Source organism: Saccharopolyspora taberi, assembly GCF_039534165.1.
Lineage (GTDB): Bacteria > Actinomycetota > Actinomycetes > Mycobacteriales > Pseudonocardiaceae > Saccharopolyspora_D > Saccharopolyspora_D taberi.
Window position 1 is genome coordinate 1 of record NZ_BAAAUX010000010.1, and the last position, 18,554, is coordinate 18,554.

Annotated in this window: 18 protein-coding genes; 11 read left to right on the forward strand and 7 right to left on the reverse strand. The window is 71.7% G+C overall.

Features of this window, described 5'->3' with window-relative positions; genetic code table 11:
• The first annotated feature begins 456 nt into the window (after positions 1-456).
• The 3 genes from ABD691_RS08255 to ABD691_RS08265 are packed head-to-tail and all read left to right on the forward strand — an operon-like array spanning position 457 to position 3,154.
• A complete protein-coding gene (locus ABD691_RS08255) occupies positions 457-1,389 on the forward strand; it encodes an ABC transporter substrate-binding protein (RefSeq protein ID WP_344678889.1) in 933 nt (310 codons plus the stop codon).
• Positions 1,386-2,390, forward strand: coding sequence for a FecCD family ABC transporter permease (locus tag ABD691_RS08260; protein ID WP_344678890.1), 1,005 nt, complete (start codon positions 1,386-1,388; stop codon positions 2,388-2,390). Before ABD691_RS08255 ends, ABD691_RS08260 begins: the two co-directional genes overlap by 4 nt.
• Entirely contained in the window at positions 2,366-3,154 is a 789-nt protein-coding gene (locus ABD691_RS08265) for an ABC transporter ATP-binding protein (RefSeq protein ID WP_344678891.1), read from the forward strand. Before ABD691_RS08260 ends, ABD691_RS08265 begins: the two co-directional genes overlap by 25 nt.
• A 156-nt stretch (positions 3,155-3,310) precedes the next feature.
• Here ABD691_RS08265 and ABD691_RS08270 read toward each other — a convergent pair whose 3' ends face one another.
• The 3 genes from ABD691_RS08270 to ABD691_RS08280 form a co-directional block, all read right to left on the reverse strand.
• The gene (locus tag ABD691_RS08270; protein WP_344678892.1) at positions 3,311-4,807 is read right to left on the reverse strand and encodes a glutamate-cysteine ligase family protein; all 1,497 of its coding nucleotides are present in this window, start codon (positions 4,805-4,807) and stop codon (positions 3,311-3,313) included.
• A 109-nt stretch (positions 4,808-4,916) separates the two neighbouring features.
• Positions 4,917-5,864 carry an aldo/keto reductase gene (locus ABD691_RS08275; RefSeq protein ID WP_344678893.1) on the reverse strand — a complete coding sequence of 316 codons (948 nt, stop codon included), beginning with the start codon at positions 5,862-5,864 and terminating at the stop codon, positions 4,917-4,919.
• Between the two features lie 98 nt (positions 5,865-5,962).
• Complete coding sequence (locus ABD691_RS08280) at positions 5,963-7,234, reverse strand: multidrug effflux MFS transporter (protein ID WP_344678895.1); 1,272 nt, start codon at positions 7,232-7,234, stop codon at positions 5,963-5,965.
• A gap of 189 nt (positions 7,235-7,423) precedes the next feature.
• Here ABD691_RS08280 and ABD691_RS08285 point away from each other — a divergent pair, with 189 nt between their 5' ends.
• Both ABD691_RS08285 and ABD691_RS08290 read left to right on the forward strand, forming a co-directional pair.
• On the forward strand, positions 7,424-8,236 hold the full coding sequence (locus tag ABD691_RS08285; protein ID WP_344678896.1) for a TrmH family RNA methyltransferase: 813 nt from the start codon (positions 7,424-7,426) through the stop codon (positions 8,234-8,236).
• A gap of 4 nt (positions 8,237-8,240) precedes the next feature.
• Positions 8,241-8,828, forward strand: coding sequence for a DUF2537 domain-containing protein (locus ABD691_RS08290; protein ID WP_344678897.1), 588 nt, complete (start codon positions 8,241-8,243; stop codon positions 8,826-8,828).
• Positions 8,829-9,208: 380 nt separating this feature from the next.
• Here the strand turns inward: ABD691_RS08290 and sepH are convergent, their stop codons facing one another.
• The 4 genes from sepH to ABD691_RS08310 form a co-directional block, all read right to left on the reverse strand.
• A complete protein-coding gene (gene sepH, locus ABD691_RS08295) occupies positions 9,209-10,129 on the reverse strand; it encodes a septation protein SepH (RefSeq protein ID WP_344678898.1) in 921 nt (306 codons plus the stop codon).
• 246 nt (positions 10,130-10,375) lie between these two features.
• Positions 10,376-11,521 carry a phosphoserine transaminase gene (serC, locus tag ABD691_RS08300; protein ID WP_344678899.1) on the reverse strand — a complete coding sequence of 382 codons (1,146 nt, stop codon included), beginning with the start codon at positions 11,519-11,521 and terminating at the stop codon, positions 10,376-10,378.
• A 218-nt stretch (positions 11,522-11,739) separates the two neighbouring features.
• Positions 11,740-12,306 carry a hypothetical protein gene (locus ABD691_RS08305; protein WP_344678900.1) on the reverse strand — a complete coding sequence of 189 codons (567 nt, stop codon included), beginning with the start codon at positions 12,304-12,306 and terminating at the stop codon, positions 11,740-11,742.
• Positions 12,307-12,385: 79 nt separating this feature from the next.
• Positions 12,386-13,516, reverse strand: a complete 1,131-nt coding sequence (locus tag ABD691_RS08310) for a citrate synthase 2 (RefSeq protein ID WP_344678901.1) — start codon at positions 13,514-13,516, stop codon at positions 12,386-12,388.
• Positions 13,517-13,815: 299 nt separating this feature from the next.
• On the opposite strand from ABD691_RS08310, the gene ABD691_RS08315 reads away from it, so the two are divergent.
• The 6 genes from ABD691_RS08315 to ABD691_RS08340 are packed head-to-tail and all read left to right on the forward strand — an operon-like array spanning position 13,816 to position 18,408.
• A complete protein-coding gene (locus ABD691_RS08315; protein ID WP_344678902.1) occupies positions 13,816-14,118 on the forward strand; it encodes an urease subunit gamma in 303 nt (100 codons plus the stop codon).
• 54 nt (positions 14,119-14,172) lie between these two features.
• Complete coding sequence (locus ABD691_RS08320) at positions 14,173-14,556, forward strand: urease subunit beta (protein WP_344678903.1); 384 nt, start codon at positions 14,173-14,175, stop codon at positions 14,554-14,556.
• Positions 14,537-16,264 carry an urease subunit alpha gene (locus ABD691_RS08325; RefSeq protein WP_344678904.1) on the forward strand — a complete coding sequence of 576 codons (1,728 nt, stop codon included), beginning with the start codon at positions 14,537-14,539 and terminating at the stop codon, positions 16,262-16,264. The genes ABD691_RS08320 and ABD691_RS08325 overlap by 20 nt, the downstream gene beginning before the upstream one ends.
• Positions 16,264-16,956: an urease accessory protein UreF gene (locus tag ABD691_RS08330; RefSeq protein WP_344678905.1), complete on the forward strand. Its 693-nt coding sequence runs from the start codon at positions 16,264-16,266 to the stop codon at positions 16,954-16,956. Before ABD691_RS08325 ends, ABD691_RS08330 begins: the two co-directional genes overlap by 1 nt.
• Positions 16,946-17,647: an urease accessory protein UreG gene (gene ureG / locus ABD691_RS08335; protein WP_344678906.1), complete on the forward strand. Its 702-nt coding sequence runs from the start codon at positions 16,946-16,948 to the stop codon at positions 17,645-17,647. The genes ABD691_RS08330 and ureG overlap by 11 nt, the downstream gene beginning before the upstream one ends.
• A complete protein-coding gene (locus ABD691_RS08340) occupies positions 17,644-18,408 on the forward strand; it encodes an urease accessory protein UreD (protein WP_344678907.1) in 765 nt (254 codons plus the stop codon). The genes ureG and ABD691_RS08340 overlap by 4 nt, the downstream gene beginning before the upstream one ends.
• The last annotated feature ends 146 nt before the right edge of the window (positions 18,409-18,554 follow it).

An 18,554-nucleotide genomic window follows, 5' to 3' on the forward strand; every position in this document is an offset into this window, starting at 1 on the left:
CGGGCTCCAGCGCCGCGTAGTCGTAGTCCAACTCGGGCAGCGCGTACAGCTGAGCCATGGAGCTTCTCCCTACTGCGTCAGTCTCTGTCGGCAGTCTCTAGCAACTGCAATGTAGTTGCAACTGTTCCCCGTTCGCCGACTGGGAGGCGTTGATCTCATCTGGCGGGAGAGCGGGGGCGGCTGACCAGGGCGGACCCGGACCGGCCAGGGGGCGGGCGAGTTGACCGGTTCGCCGGAGCTGGGGCAGCATCCGGCGCGAACACCGCGCGAGCGGGGGAAGTCCGGTCGAAGTCCGGCGCTGACCCGCAACGGTGGGCCGGGCTGGTGGACCAGCCCGGCGAGCCCGATCACCCGCTCGCGGCGGAGGCTCCTACGACCGCCGTGGTCTGCGGTCGGGGCCGGGACGCGCCCGGGCACGTCCGGGCCGCATCGCAGGCCCCGACCCTGGAAGGCGCGATGCGACGTTTGCTCGTGGTGCTCACCGTCCTGTTCCTCACCGGCTGCGGAACCGCCGCGCCACCGGCTACGGGCATGCGCATCGACAACTGCGGGCGGACGCAGGTCTTCCCCGCGCCGCCGAAGCGGGTGGTCAGCCTCAACCAGCACGCCACCGAGATCCTGCTCGCGCTCGGCCTGGGCGACCGGCTGGTCGGCACCGCCTACCCGGACGACAACGAGCCGCCGGAGTCGGTGGCCGCCGACTACGCGGCGGTGCCGCTGCTGGCCGACCGCTACCCGTCGGTCGAACGCATCCTCGAAGCCGAGCCGGACCTGGTCGTCGGCGGTTACTCCAGCGCCTTCGACGAGGCTGAGGGACGCAGCCGGGAATCGTTGGAGCGCAAGGGGATTCCGACGCTGCTGCTGTCCGAGTCCTGCGCCGAGCGGCCCGCCGGGATGCGGACGCTCACCGACGACATCGCGATGTTCGGCGAGGTGCTGGGCCTCCAGGAGCGGGCTGGGGAGCTGAGCGCGGAGATCGAGGGCCGGGTGCGCGCGGTCGAGCAGCGGCTCGCGAACGTGCCGCCGGTGGACGTGTTCGTCTACGACTCCGGTGAGCAGGCCGCCTTCACCCTCGGCGGTCAGGGCGTCGGCAACGACGCGCTGGCCCGCGCGGGCGCGCGCAACGTCTTCGCCGACGTCCCGGAAGCCTTCGCCGACGTGAGCTGGGAGCAGGTCGCTGCCCGCGCGCCGAAGGCGGTGGTGCTGGTGGACTACCTGGCCGCGCCGGTCGGGCCCAAGCGCGCCTACCTCGAAGGACACCCGATGGCGGCGGGTACGCCTGCGGTCCGCGCAGGTAGGTACAGCACCATCCCGCTGGTCGAGCTGACCGAGAGCATCCGGTTCCCGGACGCCGTCGAGCGCCTCGCGCGGGAGCTGCACGGCGCATGAGGACGGTCGTGGTGCACGCGGCGCTGCTCGTCGCGCTGGTCCTCGTGGGCGCGCTGGCGGTGTCGATGGGGTCGGTGGACCTGCCGCTCTCGCAGGTGTGGCGCATCCTCGCCGCGCCGGTGCTGCCGGTCGAGCAGGACTGGACGCAGGTGCGGGCGGCGATCGTGTGGGACTCCCGGCTGCCCAGGGTGGTGACCGCGATCGTGGTCGGTGCCGGCCTCGCGCTGGCGGGCGGGATCGCGCAGCTGGTGACCGCCAACCCGATGGCTGACCCGTACCTGCTCGGGGTGTCCCAGGGCGCGGGGCTGGCGGTGGCGTCGACGACCGTGCTGGGCTTCGGCGCGGGGGTGGTCGGGCTGCCCGTCGCGGCGTTCGCCGGGGGACTGGCGATGCTGCTGGTCGTCCTCGCGGTGGCGGGCCGGTCGGGATCGGTGACCACGCTGGTGCTCGGCGGCCTGGCGGTCGGCGAGATCGCGTACGCCATGACCTCCCTGGTGCTGCACGCCTTCGCGACCGGAGACCAGGCCAAGCAGGTGCTGTTCTGGATGACAGGTGGGCTGGGTTCGGCGAGGTGGGAGATGCTGCCGGTGCCGGGCGCGGTCCTGGCGCTCGGGCTGGTCGCGACGATCGCGGCGGGGCGGTGGATGAACCTGCTGCACGCGGGCGACGACGCGGCGGCGGCGATGGGCATGAACCCGCGGGTGTTCCGGATGGCGGCGCTGGTGGCGGTGTCCCTGCTGGCGGGGACCACGGTCGCGGTGGCGGGCGGAATCGTGTTCGTAGGACTCCTGGTGCCGCACGCGGCGACCTTCCTGGTCGGCTCGGAAGCCCGCCGGATGCTGTCGGTGTCGGCGGTGCTGGGCGCGGTGTTCCTGGTCATGGCGGATCTGGTGGCACGACTGGTCATCGCACCGTCGGAGCTCCCGGTCGGGGTGCTGACGGCGATCGTGGGCGGCCCGTTGTTCCTGGTCATGTTGTGGCGACGCCGGAGGATCGCATGATCGACGCGAAGGGTGTCGAGGTAGCACTGGGCGAGCGGACCGTTCTGTCCGATGTGGACATTGAGGTTCGGAAGGGCGAAGTCTTCGGCCTGGTCGGACCGAACGGCAGCGGCAAAACGACGCTGCTGCGCACCCTCTACCGAACGGCCCCGCTGCAAGCGGGCGCGATCGAGGTGGCAGGACTGCCGCTGCGCACAACAGGACGCAGGCGCCTGGCACAGGTGCTCGCGGCGACCACGCAGGAGACCGAGAACCGCGCGTCCCTGACGGTCCGCGAGGTCGTCGAGCAGGGCCGGGTACCACATCTCGGCCTGCTGCAACCAATGCGCGACGAGGACCGCGACATCGTTGCCAAGGCGCTGGCGGCGACGTCCCTGGAAGCCGAAGCCAACCGCGACGTGCGAACCCTCTCCGGCGGCGAACGCCAACGGGTCGCAATCGCCCGCGCACTAGCGCAACGACCGAGAATCCTGGTGCTCGACGAACCGACGAACCACCTGGATCTCCGCCACCAGTTCGGAATCCTGGACCTCCTGCGCTCACTCGCGAACGACGGACTGGCGATCCTGCTAACACTGCACGACCTCCGCCAAGCCGTCGAATACTGCGACCGCGTAGCGGTCCTGAACGGCGGCCGGATCGCCGCCGCAGGAGCACCGGCGGACGTGCTCGACGAGCACCTACTGGCAGAGGTCTTCGGCGTCCGCGGAACCCTCCGCCACACCGACGGCCGACCAACCCTGGACCTCCACGGCATCGCGTAACCCACCGCTCCCAAGCGCCCAGCCGCAAAGAAGTCCACCCCAACCGAACCGCAGCCGGACAACCCCCACTCATCCCGGAGACCTGCCAGGGGTCTGGGGCCGGCGAGGACCCCAGAAACCACCCACGAAACCGCAGCCGAACCGCCGGAAAAGCCCCTACCCCACCGGCCAAGAATGCACGGGCTCCCCGCTCTCCCCGAGCTCGATATACCGCCGCAACATAAAAGCCAGCGAAGCCTGCCGATCCATCCCCCCGCCCTCGAGCGCGGCAACGGTGTCCCGCTGCCAGCTGGACCCGGTCTGCCGCTTGAGACACCGCTGCTCGATCACCCCGAGGTACCGCTCCCGCGCCGAGTCCGACACACCGCACGCGCGCAGCCCCTCGTGCGCCATCGGCAGCAGCCGCCGCAGCACCAGCTCGTCCGGCGCGACCCAGCCCGCGCCCGGCCAGTACAGGTGCGCGTCCATGCCGCGCCGGGCGCCGGCGAAGAAGTTCTCCTCCGCCGCCGCGAACGACATCTGCGTCCACAAAGGACGATCCTGCTCGGTGAGCGCCCGCTGCACGCCGTAGAAGAACGACGCGTTGGCCAGGATGTCGACGACCGACGGCCCCGACGGCAGCACCCGGTTCTCCACCCGCAGGTGCGGAACCCCGTCGACCAGGTCGTAGACCGGCCGGTTCCACCGCCAGATCGTCCCGTTGTGCAGCCGGAGCTCGGCCAGCACCGGCGCCCGCCCGGCGTCCAGCGCGGCCAGCGGGTCCTCGTCCTCCGGCTCCGGCAGCAGCGCCGGGAAGTACCGCACGTTCTCCTCGAACAGGTCGAAGATCGAGGTGATCCACCGCTCGCCGAACCACACCCGCGGCCGCACGCCCTGGTTCTTCAGCTCCTGCGGCCGGGTGTCGGTGGCCTGCTGGAACAGCGGCACCCTGGTCTCGTGCCAGAGCGCCTTGCCGAGCAGGAACGGCGAGTTCGCGCCGATCGCGAGCTGCACGCCAGCCACGCACTGGGCGGCGTTCCAGTGCGCGGCGAAGTCCTCCGGCGACACCTGCAGGTGCAGCTGCACGGAGGTCGAGGCCGACTCCGGCTGGATCGAGTCGGCGTAGCAGCGCAGGTGGTCGCCGGCACCGCCGGGCAGCGCCTCGCCCTCCATGTCCAGCAGCATCTCTTCCCCGCGAGCGCTGAAGATCTGCTCGTTGAGCATCCGGTACCGGGGCAGCCGGGTCAGCCAGTGCGGCTCGGTGTGGGTGCGGCGCAGCGTCGGCAGCGTCCCGATCATCACCATCTTCGCGCCCGCGTCATGCGCCTTGCTGTCGGCGCGGGACAGCGCGGCCAGCAGCTCCTCCTCCAGCCGCAGCGCGCCGTCGCCCGCGAGCACCCGGGGCTCGACGTTGAACTCGACGTTGTTCTGGCCCAGCTCGGTGGTGAACGACGGGTCGTCGATCTTCTCCAGCACCACGATGTTGGACATCGACGGTTCCATGTGCTCGTCGACCAGGTGCAGCTCCATCTCCAGGCCCATCTGCTGGCGCGGGAAGGAGAAGTTGCCCTCGGCTAGCATGCGGGCGAGCGCGTCGAGGCCCCGCTGCATCTTTTCCCGGTACCTCTGCCGATCCACCGGTGTGTAAGCCCGGTTCTCCACGTGCCTTCCCATGCCGTCTCCCCGCTCGGTCGGCCAAGCACGCCAGCGCCCATAGTGTGGGAGAACCCACCGTGACACATCGATACCCGCTGGTACAGCGTCCAAAACGGTGGACGGGGGCTCACCCGGCCGGGGTGGAAGAGGCTCCGTCCAGGCGCTCCATCTCGGCCGCGGTGAGCGGGTTCTCGGCTGCGGGGAGCAGGCCCGAGAGCTGTTCGGGGTTCCGGGCGCTGGCGATCGGGGCAGTCACGTTCCGCTTGCCCAGCAGCCACGCCAGAGCCACCGAAGGCACCGGAATGTCACGCAGAGTCGCGATTTCGTCCAGCGCGGTCAGCACCTTGACCCCGCGCTCGTGCAGGTAGGCGGAGGCTCCTCCGGCGCGAGTGCTCTCCGGGGTGTCCCCGCCCGGCCGGTACTTGCCAGTGAGGAATCCCTTGGCCAGCGCGTAATACGGCAGCACGGCGATGTTCTCGCGGGCGACGAGACCGGCCAGCTCGTTCTCGTAGTCGTCGCGCTCGACGAGGTTGTAGTGCGGCTGCAACGCGGCGTAGCGCGCGAAGCCCTCGCGGTCGGAAACGGCCAGCGCTTCGGCCAGCCGCGGCGCGGAGTAGTTCGACGCCGCGATGTGGCGGACCTTGCCCGCGCGCACCAGCTCGTCGAAGGCGCCGAGGGTTTCCTCCAGCGGCGTGTCCTGGTCGTCGCTGTGGGCGTAGTACAGGTCGATGTGGTCGGTGCCGAGCCTGCGCAGAGAATCTTCCGCCGCGGCGCGGATGTTGGCCGCCGAGAGCCCGGGGCGCTCCGGCCACCGGCCGACCTTGGTGGCCAGCACGATCCGGTCCCGGTTGCCGCGCGCCCGCAGCCACTCGCCGAGGATGGTCTCGGACTCGCCGCCGGCGTTGCCCTCGGCGAAGTGCGAGTACGCGTCCGCGGTGTCGATGAAGTTCCCGCCGGCCGCCGCGTACGCGTCGAGCACGGCGAACGACTCGTCGCGGTCGGCGGTCCAGCCGAACACGTTGCCGCCGAAGCAGATCGGGAAGACGTCGAGGTCGGTTTCGCCGAGCTTCGCCATGATCGCGAAGTCACCTTTCGTCGGAGTCGGCCGCCCGCCCTCCCCGCGGGGCGGGCGGCCAGGATCAGTTTTCTGCCAAGGTCAGTTCTCCGCCAAGGTCAGTTCTCCACAGCGACGGGAGCGGAGTCCCGCACCTGGTGCGTGGTGACCGTCCGGCTGGCCGCCGTGCGGCGCCCCAGCGTCAGGAAGACGGCGGTGGAGGCGACCACCACCGCGAACATCACCAACACCATCGGCAACGCCGACCCCACGCCGCCCATTCCCACCAGCGGCGCCGCGAGCGCACCGACGACGAACTGGGTTACGCCCAGCAGAGCCGAAGCGCTGCCGGAGACCTCGCGGTGGTCGGCCAGCGCGAGCGTGGTGGTGTTCGGCATGACGAAGCCGAGCGAGGAGATCATCACGAACAGCGCCGCGAGCAGCACCGGAAGCGGCAGCCCGAGCAGCGTCGCGACCACCAGCACCGCGCCCGCGGCCGACGCCGCGCACAGCGCGGTCACCAGCAGCCGCGCCTCGCTCGCGACCCGCCCCACCAGCCGGGCGTTGATCTGGCCCGCCCCGACCAGGCCGATCGCGTTCAGCCCGAAGACGATCGCGTAGGTCTGCGGGGAGAGGCCGTAGATGTTCTGGAGCACGAACGACGATCCCGACACGTAGGCGAACATCGCCGCCATCGCCAGTCCCGCCGCCAGCGCGTTGCCGAGGAACGACGGCTTGGCCAGCAGCATGCCGAAGGTGCGGAAGGTCGCGCCGATGCGGGCGGGCTGGCGCCACTCCCGAGGCTTGGTCTCGGGCAGCGCGACCGCCGCGATCAGCATGATCAGCACGCCGAACGCGGTCAGCACCACGAACACCCCGCGCCAGGTGGTGTGCGCGAGCACCTGCCCGCCGATCACCGGCGCCAGGATCGGCGCGAGCCCGACGACGAGCATCAGCGACGAGAAGAAGCGCGCGGCTTCCACCCCGGAGTAGAGGTCGCGCACGGAAGCGCGGGCGATCACCATGCCCGCGGCGGCGCCGAAGCCCTGGAGCGCGCGCAGCAGCGCGAGCACGTGCACCGAGTCGGTGAGCGCGCAGAGCACGGTCGCGGCGATGTAGAGCGCGAGGCCGATCATCAGCGGCTTGCGACGTCCGATCGCGTCGCTGACCGGTCCGGCGATGAGCTGGCCGAAGGCGAGCCCGAGCAGCATCGCGGTGAGGGTCAGCTGCGCCTGCGCCTCGGTGGCGCCGAGCTCCCCGGTCAGCGCGGGGAGCGCGGGCAGGTACATGTCGATCGACAGCGGTCCGAAGGCGGTCAGCCCGCCCAGGATCAGCGCGAACCGCAGTTTTCTCCGAGATGGGTTCGATGCGTCTTCCGCGACGCTGGCCATGGTTCTCCTCTTGGTTTGCGGGCGTCCCTGCTCCGCCGAAATCGTTGCTTTCAGCAAGCAACAACAACGGGGGAGTGCGAGTTATGCCGCACCGCGATCAATGTGAGACGGGTCATGGCCGGAGCCGGCTTTCTTTCGGAGCGTTCCTCGGCGACCGCTCGGCCTGACCCGCGAGCGCCGGATGCGAAAATGCGTTGCGTGGTGCAGCTGGTCGAGGTGAGTGGAGCCGAGGACCCGAGGGTCGACGACTTTCGCGATCTGTCGACGGCGGACCGCCGCCCGGACCGCCCCGGCGGGCGCGGGCTGGTGATCGCGGAAGGGGTGGTCGTGGTCGAGCGGCTGCTCGACTCGCCGTACCCGGTGCGCTCGCTGCTCGGGGTCCGGCGGCGCATCGACGCCCTGGCCGACCGGCTGGCCCCGCTCGACGTCCCGGCCTACGTCGCCGACGCCGACGTGATGGCCAGGGTGGTCGGGTTCCACCTCAACCGCGGCGTGCTCGCGGTCGCCGACCGCGCGCCGGAGGTCGAGCCCGAGCGGCTGATCGCGAGCGCCCGCAGGCTGGCGGTGCTCGAAGGCGTCGGGGACCACGAGAACCTGGGCGCGCTGTTCCGCAACGCCGCCGCACTCGGCGTCGACGGGGTGCTGCTCGGCGAGGGCTGTTCCGATCCGCTGTACCGGCGCAGCATCCGGGTCTCGATGGGGCACGTGCTGCGGGTTCCGTTCGCCCGGCTGGGATCCTGGCCGGAGGACCTGGAGTTGTTGCGCGACAACGGTTTCCGCGTCGCGGCCCTGACCCCGCGAGCGGACTCGGTCGCACTGCGCGACGCCCGCCTGGACGAGGGGCGGGTCGCGGTGCTGCTGGGTTCGGAAGGTCCCGGGCTCACCGAGCGGGCCATCGCGGAGGCCGACCTCGCGGTCCGCATCCCGATGGCGGGCGGGGTGGACTCGCTGAACGTGGCGACCGCGGGAGCGATCGCCTTCCACGCGATGGGCGGCGCCTGAGGTGATGACCACGAGCTGGGAGCTCCGGGCGCGATCCGGACGGGCGGTGCTGGTCAACGGCACGAACCGGGAGGTCGAGCCGGGGCGACTGCCGCTGCCGGAGGCACTGGTCGCCGCGCTGCACGAGTGGGCCGGGGTCGCCGAGGCGATGCCCGCTGATGACGCGGTCGCCGAGCAGGTGTCGGCCCGCGGCAGGCAGCTCGCGATGCGGCTGGCCGTGGAGACCGGCGGGGAGATCGGCTACGCCGACCCGGTCACCGGCGAGGTCGACCGGATCGGCAGGCGGCGCCCGGCGCGCCCCGGCCAGCTGACCCCGCCGCCGCCCACGCCGTGGGCGACCGGCCTGACCGTCACCGTGATCATCGCCGCGATCGTGCTGATCGCGCTGGTCGTGGTGAGCCACGGCCTGTCCGAGGTCAACACCTGGCTCGCCGTCGGCGTGAACATCGTCGTAGCGGCCGGTTTCGCGCCGTCGATCTGGCTCGGCCGGCGCGTTCCGGTGTGGCGGTGGGTCGCTTTCGGGACCGCCGCCGGGGTTTTGCTGGCTTGGGCCGCTCTGCTGCTCAGCTCTCTCGGGGGCGGTGGGTATTGAGGGGGCTGGGGGCGGCGGTTTTGGCGGTTCGGCTGCGGTTTTGCGGGTGGTTCTGGGGCGCTCGCCGCCCCCAGGCCCCCGGCAGGTCTCCGGGATGAGTCTCCGATCTCCGCTGCGGTTCGGTTGGGGTGGTTCTCATCCCGTCGACCTCCACGAGGGCTATCAGACCGCGTCAAGGGGGCGGTTTTGCTTGGGCGCTGCGGTTTGGCTTTATGTGCCCCCTTGACACGGCCTGATCGGGCTTTGCCAGGTCGACGGGATGAGAACCAAACCCCGCCCTTGTGGGTGGGGACTTCGTCTCCGGTCACTGTGCCGTTCGTGTCTTGCGAAAGAGGCCCGTGATCTTTGCGATCACGGGCCTCTTTACTCCGTCCCCTGGGTCACCGGTGGGAGCGGACTCCGAGGAGTACGTCCTCCCACGATGGAACGATCGGGTGATTCTTGCGCCCCCGGCGCTGCGGCTCCGCCGCCTTGCGCTGCGACTCGTCGTCGGCGGCCTCCGCCGCCTCCTCCTCGGGCGCCTCGGCCTGCTCCGCGGCCGGGACCGGCTCCGCCGGTTCCTCGGCGGGCTTCGCCGCCGGGGCGCCTCCGTCGAGGTCCAGCGCCGGGATCTCCGGCCGCTGCGCGGCCGGTTCGGGGCGCTCCGCCGTCGACTGCTGGTCGAGCTCCAGGGCCTCCCTGGCCAGCTCGGTCACCGGCCGGACCGTCCGAAGTGGACGGTTCGGCGACGGGTCGAGCAGGTCCGCGGCGTGGTCGTCCAGCGCCGCCACGGTGCCGCCGTGCGCTCCCGGGTGGAACACCCAGTGCGCCACGTTGTCCGAGCGCCCCGCGGTCCACAGCAGCTGGATGACCCACTTGCCGTCCTCGCCGCGCCAGGCGTCCCAGGTGGTCTCGTTGTAGTCGTGGCCGCGCATGCCGAAGGTGTGCGCGACGACCTCGCCGAGGGTCTGCACGTCCGGCCCGTCCTCGCGCACCGGGTGCGCGCGCTGGGCCATCTCGGCGATCTGCGCTCGCTCCAGCAGCACCGGGTAGGCGTAGCGCTCGACCCGCTGCTCCGGGATCCCCGCTGCCGCCGCGACCTGTTCGACCGAGGCGCCGCCGCGGATGCGGGCCTGGATCTCCCTGGGCCGCATCTGGGCTTCCATCTCGATCTGCACCTGGCCGAGCCGGGTCAGGTCACCCCGCGCCGCCGCGCGCAGGCGCTCGTCGGCGGGTACGGAAAACCGGTCACCGTTCTCGGGGTCCTCGCAGATGACGGTCTCACCGTCCTCGTCGAGCCCGACCACCCGCAGCGCTCGCATAACGCCAGCCTCCCGCCGACTACATGTCACCAAGCTGTGACAGTAACCCGGCGCGCCCCCTTGACGCAGGAGGCGCGCCGGGCCCGTCGTCCTGGTGCCCACCCTCTCCACCATCGATCTTGCCGGAAGAGTGAGCTCTGAGCGAACAGGTAGAACCACTCAACTTGCGCCGTCGATCACTCCCGGTGATCCGATGCGGCTCATCGGGTGAAGATCGACCGCGCGGTGGTCAGCCCGCGACCGGAGTCAGTGCAGCTGGGAAACCACCCAGTCGATGGACTTGGTCAGCGCGGTCACGTCGTCCGGCTCGATCGCCGGGAACATGCCGATGCGCAGCTGGTTGCGGCCCAGCTTCCGGTACGGCTCGGTGTCCACGATCCCGTTCGCGCGCAGCGCCTTGGCCACCGCCGCAGCGTCCACGGTGTCGTCGAAGTCGATCGTGCCGACGACCTGGGAGCGCTTGGCCGGGTCGCTGACGTACGGCGTCGCGTACGGCGAGGACTCGGCCCACTGGTAGAGCCGCTGCGAGGACTCGCGGGTCCGCGAGACGCACCAGTCCAGGCCGCCCTGGCCGTTCATCCACTCGATCTGGTCGGCCAGCAGGAACAGCGTGGCCACCGCCGGGGTGTTGTAGGTCTGGTCCTTGCGGGAGTTGTCCAGCGCGGTCGGCAGCGACAGGAACTCCGGCACCCAGCGGTCGCTCGACCCGATCTCGCCGATCCGCTCGATCGCGGCCGGGCTCATCGCGGCCAGCCAGAGCCCGCCGTCGGAGGCGAAGCTCTTCTGCGGCGCGAAGTAGTAGACGTCGACGTCGCTCGCGTCGAAGCCGAGGCCGCCCGCGCCGGAGGTGGCGTCGATGGCGATCAGCGCCTTCTCCGAGCCCGCCGGACGGGTCGGGGTGACCATCACGCCGGTCGAGGTCTCGTTGTGCGCCCAGGCGATCAGGTCGACGCTCGGGTCCGACACCGGCTCCGGGGCGTCACCCGGCTCGGCGGAGACCACCACCGGGTCGGCCAGGAACGGCGCGCCCTTGGTGGCCTTGGCGAACTTCGAGGAGAACTCGCCGTAGGACAGGTGCAGGGAACGCTCCCGCACCAGGCCGAACGCGGCGGCGTCCCAGAACGCGGTGGTGCCGCCGACGCCCAGCACGACCTCGTAGCCTTCGGGCAGCGAGAACAGCTCTCCCAGCCCCTCCCGGATCCGCCCGACCAGCGACTTCACCGGCTTCTGGCGGTGCGAGGTGCCCATCACGGCGGCACCGTCCTCGACCAGCCGGTTCAGCTGCTCGGGGCGCACCTTGGACGGCCCGCAACCGAACCGGCCGTCGCCGGGCTTGAGCTCGCTGGGCAGGGCCAGGGTGGTCGGATCGGTCTTGGGTTCGGCCTGCGTCATGCCGGCGCCTCCGGGCGTTGTTGGTGACATAGGGGTTGGCCGGATGACCGGCGCCGTTGCCGGCTCCATGCACGGGCTGCGATTCCGGTGTTTCCGCGTTGTTACCGCAGTCGCCGCACCGCAACTTACTGCGATCCGATGCCTTTGGCCAAGAAGACCAAGGTCCTGATCCGGTCATTCCGGACACTCGGTTCGGTCACGAAAGGTGGTTGCGGCGGCTACGACGTGCGTTGGCGGAGCCTGCGGATGCGGTCGCGGAGTTCGTCGCCGCGGCGGGTCGCGGCGTCGAAGAGCTCGTCCAGGGCGTCGGCCGGCGCGCCGAGCCCGCGGCGCAGTTCCCGCCGCAGGGCCAGGAGTTCGTAACCGCGGTCGCCGCCGCCGAAGTCGGGCTCGAAGCCGTCCGGGGCGAGGCGCTGGACGCCGACGTTGGTCCAGCGCAGCGCTTCCCGGGTGCGCCGGGCGCGGGAGTAGGCGGTGGCGGCGGCGAGGTAGGTCTGCTCCCGGGTGGACCGCGAGCGCAGCAGTTCGGCGAACAGCCGGTCCGCCTCGGCTTGCCGCCCGTTGGCCATCAGGAATTCGGCGTAGGTGGCCTTCGGGTCGAAGAAGCCGCGGCCGTCGTCGGCGGCGACCGCGGCCAGCAGCGCCCGCTCGGCGCGCTCGTGCTCGCCCGCGCGCCGCCAGTAGCTCGCCGCCTCGACCAGGTCGTCGCAGCGCTGACCGCCGAGTTCGGCGTCGTCCTCCAGCGCCTCGGCGTAGACGACGTCCAACCGCCGTGTGACCGTCACCACTCCACGTTACCGCTGGTGGCGGCAAGATCGCCGTCGTTGGGCGGTGCCGCCGGGCAGCACCGCCCACGACCCCGGCTCAGCCCGCGGCGGCGACCAGCGGGGTGATCGAGCCCCAGCCGTCGACGTCCTGCGGCGAACGCGGTTCCGGGCCGACGTACTGCGCCGACGGCCGGACCAGCCGCCCGGTGCGCTTCTGCTCCAGCACGTGCGCGCTCCAGCCCGCGAGCCGGGCGCAGGTGAACATCGCGGGCATCATCGCGGTCGGGACCTCGGCGAAGTCGAGGACCACCGCCGCCCAGAACTCGACGTTGGTCTCGATCTGGCGGTCCGGGCGCCGCTCCCGCAGCACCGACAGCGCCGCCTGCTCCAGCTCCGCGGCGACCTCGAAGCGCGGCGCCGAGAGCTGGTCGCAGGTGTTGCGCAGCACCCGCGCCCGCGGGTCCTCGGCGCGGTAGACGCGGTGTCCGAAGCCCATCAGGCGGTCGCCGCGGTCCAGGATGGACTCGACGACGGCGCGGGCGTTCCCGGTCCGCTCGGCCTCGGCGATCATCGGCAGCACCCGCGCGGGCGCGCCGCCGTGCAGCGGCCCGGACATCGCGCCGACCGCGCCGGACAGCGACGCGGCGACGTCGGCGCCGGTGGAGGCGATCACCCGCGCGGTGAAGGTGGAGGCGTTCAGGCCGTGCTCGGCGGCCGAGACCCAGTAGGCGTCGAGCGCCTGCACGTGCCGGGGGTCGGGCTCGCCGCGCCAGGTGGTCAGGAAGCGCTCGGTGGTCGTGGCCGCCTCGTCGATCCGGTGCTGCGGTACCGGCGGCTGGTCACCGCGCGCGGACTGCGCGACGTAGGACAGCCCGAGCACGGAGGCGAGCGCGAGCTGGTCGCGGGCCTGCTCGTCGGTGATGTCCAGCAGCGGGCCGAAGCCGTGCGCCGGGGCGAGCATCGCCAGCCCGGCCTGGGCGTCGGTGCGGACGTCGCCGGTGCGCACCGGGACGGCCAGGTCGGGGGCGGCGGGCAGGCCGTCGCCGAAGCGGCCGTCGACCAGCAGCGACCACACGTCGCCGAAGGAGACCGTGCCCACGAGGTCCTCGATGTCGACGCCGCGGTACCGCAGGGCGCCACCGTCCCGGTCCGGCTCGGCGATCTCGGTCCGGAAGGCGACGACGCCTTCGAGCCCGGGGCGGAAACCGGATTCGCTCGCGTTGCTCATGATGCCTCGTCTTTCACGCTCGCTGTTGCCGCGCGCGGGCGCGCGCGGGTGTCTGACGTGGCGGGGTGCAGGGCGCGAAACGCGGCCGTTGCTGTGTTGCCAACAGTGCACCGGGCGGCGTCGATCACGCAATCAGGACCGGACATCGGAGCAGCCGGGATGACAAAAGTCACAGCGTGGTCGGTAACAATCGTTAGCGGGACAAAACGACTGATTAATGGTTGTTACGGAGCAATTATTTTCATGTAAATGTCCTGGTTACGGCGGCGACTTCCGAATGCGTGTGTTAAAGAAGCTCCATGCACCTTGCTCCACATGAGCGCGACAAGCTCCTCGTGCACCTCGCCGCGAGGCTCGCGCGCGAACGGATGGACCGCGGTCTGAAGCTGAACTACCCCGAGGCCGTCGCGCTGATCACCGACCACGTCGTGGAGGGCGCCAGGGACGGCCGCAGCGTCTCCGAGCTGATGCGGACCGGGCGCGAGGTCCTGACCGCCGAGCAGGTGCTCGACGGGATCCCCGAGATGGTGCACGAGGTCCAGGTCGAGGCGACCTTCCCGGACGGCACCAAGCTCGTCACCGTGCACGACCCCATCAACTGAGGGCCTGTCTCGCGTGACCGAGGACAGACGCTGACACGGCTTTTGGAGGAGCACATGCGACCCGGGGAGATCATCACCGGGGACGGTCCGATTCCGCTGAACCCGGGGCGGCAGCGGGTCCGGATCACCGTCGTCAACCGCGCCGACCGCGCCGTGCAGGTCGGCTCGCACTACCACTTCGCCGCCGTCAACGACGGCCTGGAGTTCGACCGCGCGGCGGCGTGGGGGCACCGGCTCGACGTGCCCTCCGGCACCGCGGTGCGGTTCGAGCCGGGCGTGGAGCGCGAGGTCGACCTGGTGCCCGTCGGCGGGGCCCGGCTGGTCCGCGGCCTGCGGCTGGAGTACGCGGGTGAGCTCGACGCCCGCGGCGCCGAACCCGCCGAGTTCAACTACGGAGAGAAGGGCGAGGGACACCCCAGTGAGCACGTCGTCCATTGACCGGGACCGCTACGCCGAGCTGTTCGGCCCGACCACCGGGGACCGGATCCGGCTCGCCGACACCGACCTGCTCATCGAGGTCACCGAGGACCGCAGCCAGGGGCCGACCGGCTCCGGCGACGAGGTGGTCTTCGGCGGCGGCAAGGTGATCCGCGAGTCGATGGGGCAGTCCGCCGCGAGCCGCGCCGAGGGCACGCCGGACGTGGTGATCACCGGTGCGGTCATCCTCGACCACTGGGGCGTGGTCAAGGCCGACATCGGCATCCGCGACGGCCGGATCACCGGCATCGGCAAGGCGGGCAACCCCAGCGCCAACAACGATGTCGACGCCTCCCTGGTGATCGGCCCGTCCACCGAGGTCGTCGCGGGCAACGGCAAGATCGTCACGGCCGGTGGCATCGACACCCACGTGCACTTCATCTGCCCGCAGGAGGTCGACGTCGCGCTCGCCTCCGGGGTGACCACGCTGGTCGGCGGCGGCACCGGACCGGCCGACGGGAGCAAGGCCACCACCGTCACGCCGGGTTCCTGGAACCTCGGCCGGGTCATGCAGTCGATGGACTTCATGCCGGTGAACGTGATGCTGCTGGGCAAGGGCAGCACGATGCGCGCCGAGGCGCTGTGGGAGCAGCTGCGGGCGGGCGCGGGCGGCTTCAAGATCCACGAGGACTGGGGCGCGACCCCGGCGGTGATCGACAGCGCGCTGCGGGTGGCCGAGGAGTCCGGCGTCCAGGTCGCGCTGCACGCCGACACGCTCAACGAGGCCGGTTTCTACGAGTCGACGCGCGCGGCGATCAACGGTCGCTCGATCTGCGTCTTCCACGCCGAGGGCGCGGGCGGCGGGCACGCGCCGGACATCATCCGGATCGCCTCGGAGGCCAACGCGCTGCCGTCGTCGACCAACCCGACCCGGCCGCACACCGTCAACACCATCGACGAGCACCTCGACATGGTGATGGTCTGCCACCACCTCAACCCCTCGGTGCCGGAGGACCTCGCGTTCGCCGAGAGCCGCATCCGGCCGTCCACCATCGCCGCCGAGGACCTGCTCCAGGACCTGGGCGCGATCTCGATCATGAGCTCGGACGCGCAGGCCATGGGCCGCATCGGCGAGGTGATCATCCGGACCTGGCAGACCGCGCACGTGATGAAGCGCAAGCGCGGATCCCTGCCAGGCGACGGGCGCGCCGACAACAACCGCGCGCAGCGCTACGTCGCGAAGTACACGATCAACCCGGCCATCGCCCACGGCATCGCCGGGCACGTCGGGTCGGTGGAGGTCGGCAAGATGGCCGACCTGGTGCTCTGGGAGCCGAAGTTCTTCGGCGTGCGCCCGCACATGGTGCTCAAGGGCGGGTTCGCCGCGTGGGCCGCGATGGGCGACGCGAACGCGTCGATCCCGACGCCGCAGCCCTACGTCGGGCGCCCGATGTTCGGCGCGCAGCCGCGTTCGGCCGCCGCGAGCAGCGTGTTCTTCGTGGCCCCGGTCGCGCTCGACGCGCAGCTGCCCGAACAGCTCCAGCTGTCGTCGCGGTTGGTCGCCCTCGACAGCACCCGCGAGGTCGGCAAGGGCGACATGGTCCACAACTCGGCGACGCCGGACATCCGGGTCGATCCCGACAGCTTCTCCGTGCACGTCGACGGAGAGCTGGTCGAGCAGGACCCGGTGTCGGAACTGCCCATGGCCCAGCGGTATTTCCTGTTCTGATGCGCGCTGGTCTTGCTCTTCTCGCGCTCGCCGACGCGCGGTTCCCCGGCGGCGGGCACGTGCACTCCGGCGGCGTGGAGGAAGCCGCCTCGCGCGGGCTGATCACCAGCGTCGCCGATCTGCGCGAGTTCCTGTTCGGGCGCCTGCACGGCGCGGGCGCCTTGCAGGCGGTGTTCGCCGCTGCCGCCGCGCACGCCGCCGCTCGCGGTGTCCGCGCCGAGCACTGGGCGGAACTGGACGTCGAGCTCGACGCCCGGACCCCGTCCCCGGCGCAGCGGGAGGCGTCCCGCGCGCAGGGGCGGGGCGCGATCCGCGCCGGCCGGGCCGCCTGGCCCTCGCAGGCGCTCACCGAACTGGTGGCCGCGGTCCCGCGACCACACCACCCGATCGTGCTCGGAGTGCTGGCCGCGACGGCCGGTTCCGGGCCGCGGGAAGCGGCGCTGACCGCGGGCTACCTCGCGGTCAGCGGGCCCTCGTCGGCTGGAGTCCGGCTGCTCGGGCTCGACCCGTTCGCGGTGAACGCGGTGGTGGCCGAGCTGGCGGGCGATCTCGACGGGATCGCCGACGACGCCGCGGCGGTCGCCGGGCTGGCCCCGGCCGACCTGCCCGCGCCCGGGGCTCCGGCGCTCGACCTGCTCGCCGAGTCCCACGATCGACACCACAAGGAAGAGGTGCGTCTCTTTGCCTCATGAGGAAGAACAAGGACACGGCCATGGGCATCGGCATCCCGTGAACTTCGACCCCACGGCGGCCGAGCCCGACCCCTACGGCGCCGCGCCCCGGACCGGTCGCCCGTTCCGGCTCGGCATCGGCGGTCCGGTCGGCAGCGGCAAGACCGCGCTGACCGCCGCGCTGTGCCGGGCGCTGGGTTCGGAGATCGACCTCGCGGTCGTGACCAACGACATCTACACCACCGAGGACGCCGACTTCCTGCGCAGGGCGGGCGTGCTCGACACCGACCGGATCGAGGCGGTGCAGACCGGCGCCTGCCCGCACACCGCGATCCGCGACGACATCACCGCCAACCTCGACGCGGTCGAGAAGCTGGAGGAGCGCCACCCCGGGCTGCGGCTGGTGATCGTGGAGAGCGGCGGCGACAACCTCACGGCGGTGTTCAGCCGCGGGCTGGCCGACAGCCAGATCTTCGTGGTGGACGTCGCGGGCGGGGACAAGGTGCCGCGCAAGGGCGGTCCGGGCGTCACGACCGCGGACCTGCTGGTGATCAACAAGATCGACCTCGCCGAGCAGGTCGGCGCGGACATGGAGGTCATGGTCGGCGACGCGCACCGGATGCGCGGCGAGCTGCCGGTGATCACGCAGTCGCTGACCCGCACGCCGAACGCGCCCGACGTGTCGGCCTGGGTCCGCCAGCAGCTCGCGTGAGGGCGCTCGCCTCGCTCGCGGTCGAGCTCCGCGGCGGTCGCAGCGTGGTCCGCGACCTGCGGTCGCAGCCGCCGATCACGCTGATCCCGCGCCGCGCCGCCACGACCTCCGCCGACGGCACCGCCGTGGTGCACCTGGTCGGATCGGCCACCATGCCGATGGGCGGTGACCGCGTCGACCTGCACGTCCGGGTCGGCACGGGCGCGAGCCTGCGGCTCAGCGGGACCGCCGCGACGGTCGCGCTGCCCGGCATGCGGGCCGGGCACAGCACGGCCAGGGTGCACGTCGAGGTCGAGCGGGGCGGGACCGTCGAGTACCTGCCGGAGGCGACGGTGATCAGCGCCCGCGCCGACCACCGCGCGGAGCTGCGGATCGACCTGGCCGCCGACGCCCGGGTCAGGTGCCGGGAGGTCCTGGTGCTGGGCCGCCACGGCGAGCGGCCCGGGTCGCTGACCACCACCACGCACCTCCGGCGGGACGGCGAGCCGCTCCTGCGGCAGCGGCTCGACATCGGGGAGCACCGGGTCGCGGCGAGCGCCGGGTACCTGGCCGGGGCGCGGGTGCTGGCGACGGAGACGCTGGTGTGGGGCGGAGATCCGGAGGAGCCGGTGAGCGGCGACTGGTGGTCGCTGGTCCCGTTGGCGAGGGGCGGGGCGATGGCGACTTCGGTCGGCGCGGACGCGGTGACCGCGCAGCGCCGGCTCGCCGAGGCGGTCGGGCACCACCCGCACGCCGACGCGCTCACCCGCGAGGTGTGGTGAGTTTTGTGTGCGGGGCTCGTTTTGCGTGGCGGTGCTGGTGGCGGAACCTCAGGCGCCCGCTGGCTGCGGTAACTTTTTCCCACGTATGTCCATACGAGGGAAAAAGCTGTCCTCGCCAGCGAACGCCTGAGAACCCGCGGCGGTGC

Coding starts and splice junctions, on each gene's coding strand:
- ABD691_RS08255 (WP_344678889.1), top strand. CDS start 457: ATGCGACGTTTGCTCGTGGTGCTCACCGTCCTGTTCCTCACCGGCTGC.
- ABD691_RS08260 (WP_344678890.1), top strand. CDS start 1,386: ATGAGGACGGTCGTGGTGCACGCGGCGCTGCTCGTCGCGCTGGTCCTC.
- ABD691_RS08270 (WP_344678892.1), bottom strand. CDS start 4,807: ATGGGAAGGCACGTGGAGAACCGGGCTTACACACCGGTGGATCGGCAG.
- ABD691_RS08275 (WP_344678893.1), bottom strand. CDS start 5,864: ATGGCGAAGCTCGGCGAAACCGACCTCGACGTCTTCCCGATCTGCTTC.
- ABD691_RS08280 (WP_344678895.1), bottom strand. CDS start 7,234: ATGGCCAGCGTCGCGGAAGACGCATCGAACCCATCTCGGAGAAAACTG.
- ABD691_RS08285 (WP_344678896.1), top strand. CDS start 7,424: ATGCGTTGCGTGGTGCAGCTGGTCGAGGTGAGTGGAGCCGAGGACCCG.
- ABD691_RS08290 (WP_344678897.1), top strand. CDS start 8,241: ATGACCACGAGCTGGGAGCTCCGGGCGCGATCCGGACGGGCGGTGCTG.
- sepH (WP_344678898.1), bottom strand. CDS start 10,129: ATGCGAGCGCTGCGGGTGGTCGGGCTCGACGAGGACGGTGAGACCGTC.
- serC (WP_344678899.1), bottom strand. CDS start 11,521: ATGACGCAGGCCGAACCCAAGACCGATCCGACCACCCTGGCCCTGCCC.
- ABD691_RS08310 (WP_344678901.1), bottom strand. CDS start 13,516: ATGAGCAACGCGAGCGAATCCGGTTTCCGCCCCGGGCTCGAAGGCGTC.
- ABD691_RS08315 (WP_344678902.1), top strand. CDS start 13,816: ATGCACCTTGCTCCACATGAGCGCGACAAGCTCCTCGTGCACCTCGCC.
- ABD691_RS08320 (WP_344678903.1), top strand. CDS start 14,173: ATGCGACCCGGGGAGATCATCACCGGGGACGGTCCGATTCCGCTGAAC.
- ABD691_RS08330 (WP_344678905.1), top strand. CDS start 16,264: ATGCGCGCTGGTCTTGCTCTTCTCGCGCTCGCCGACGCGCGGTTCCCC.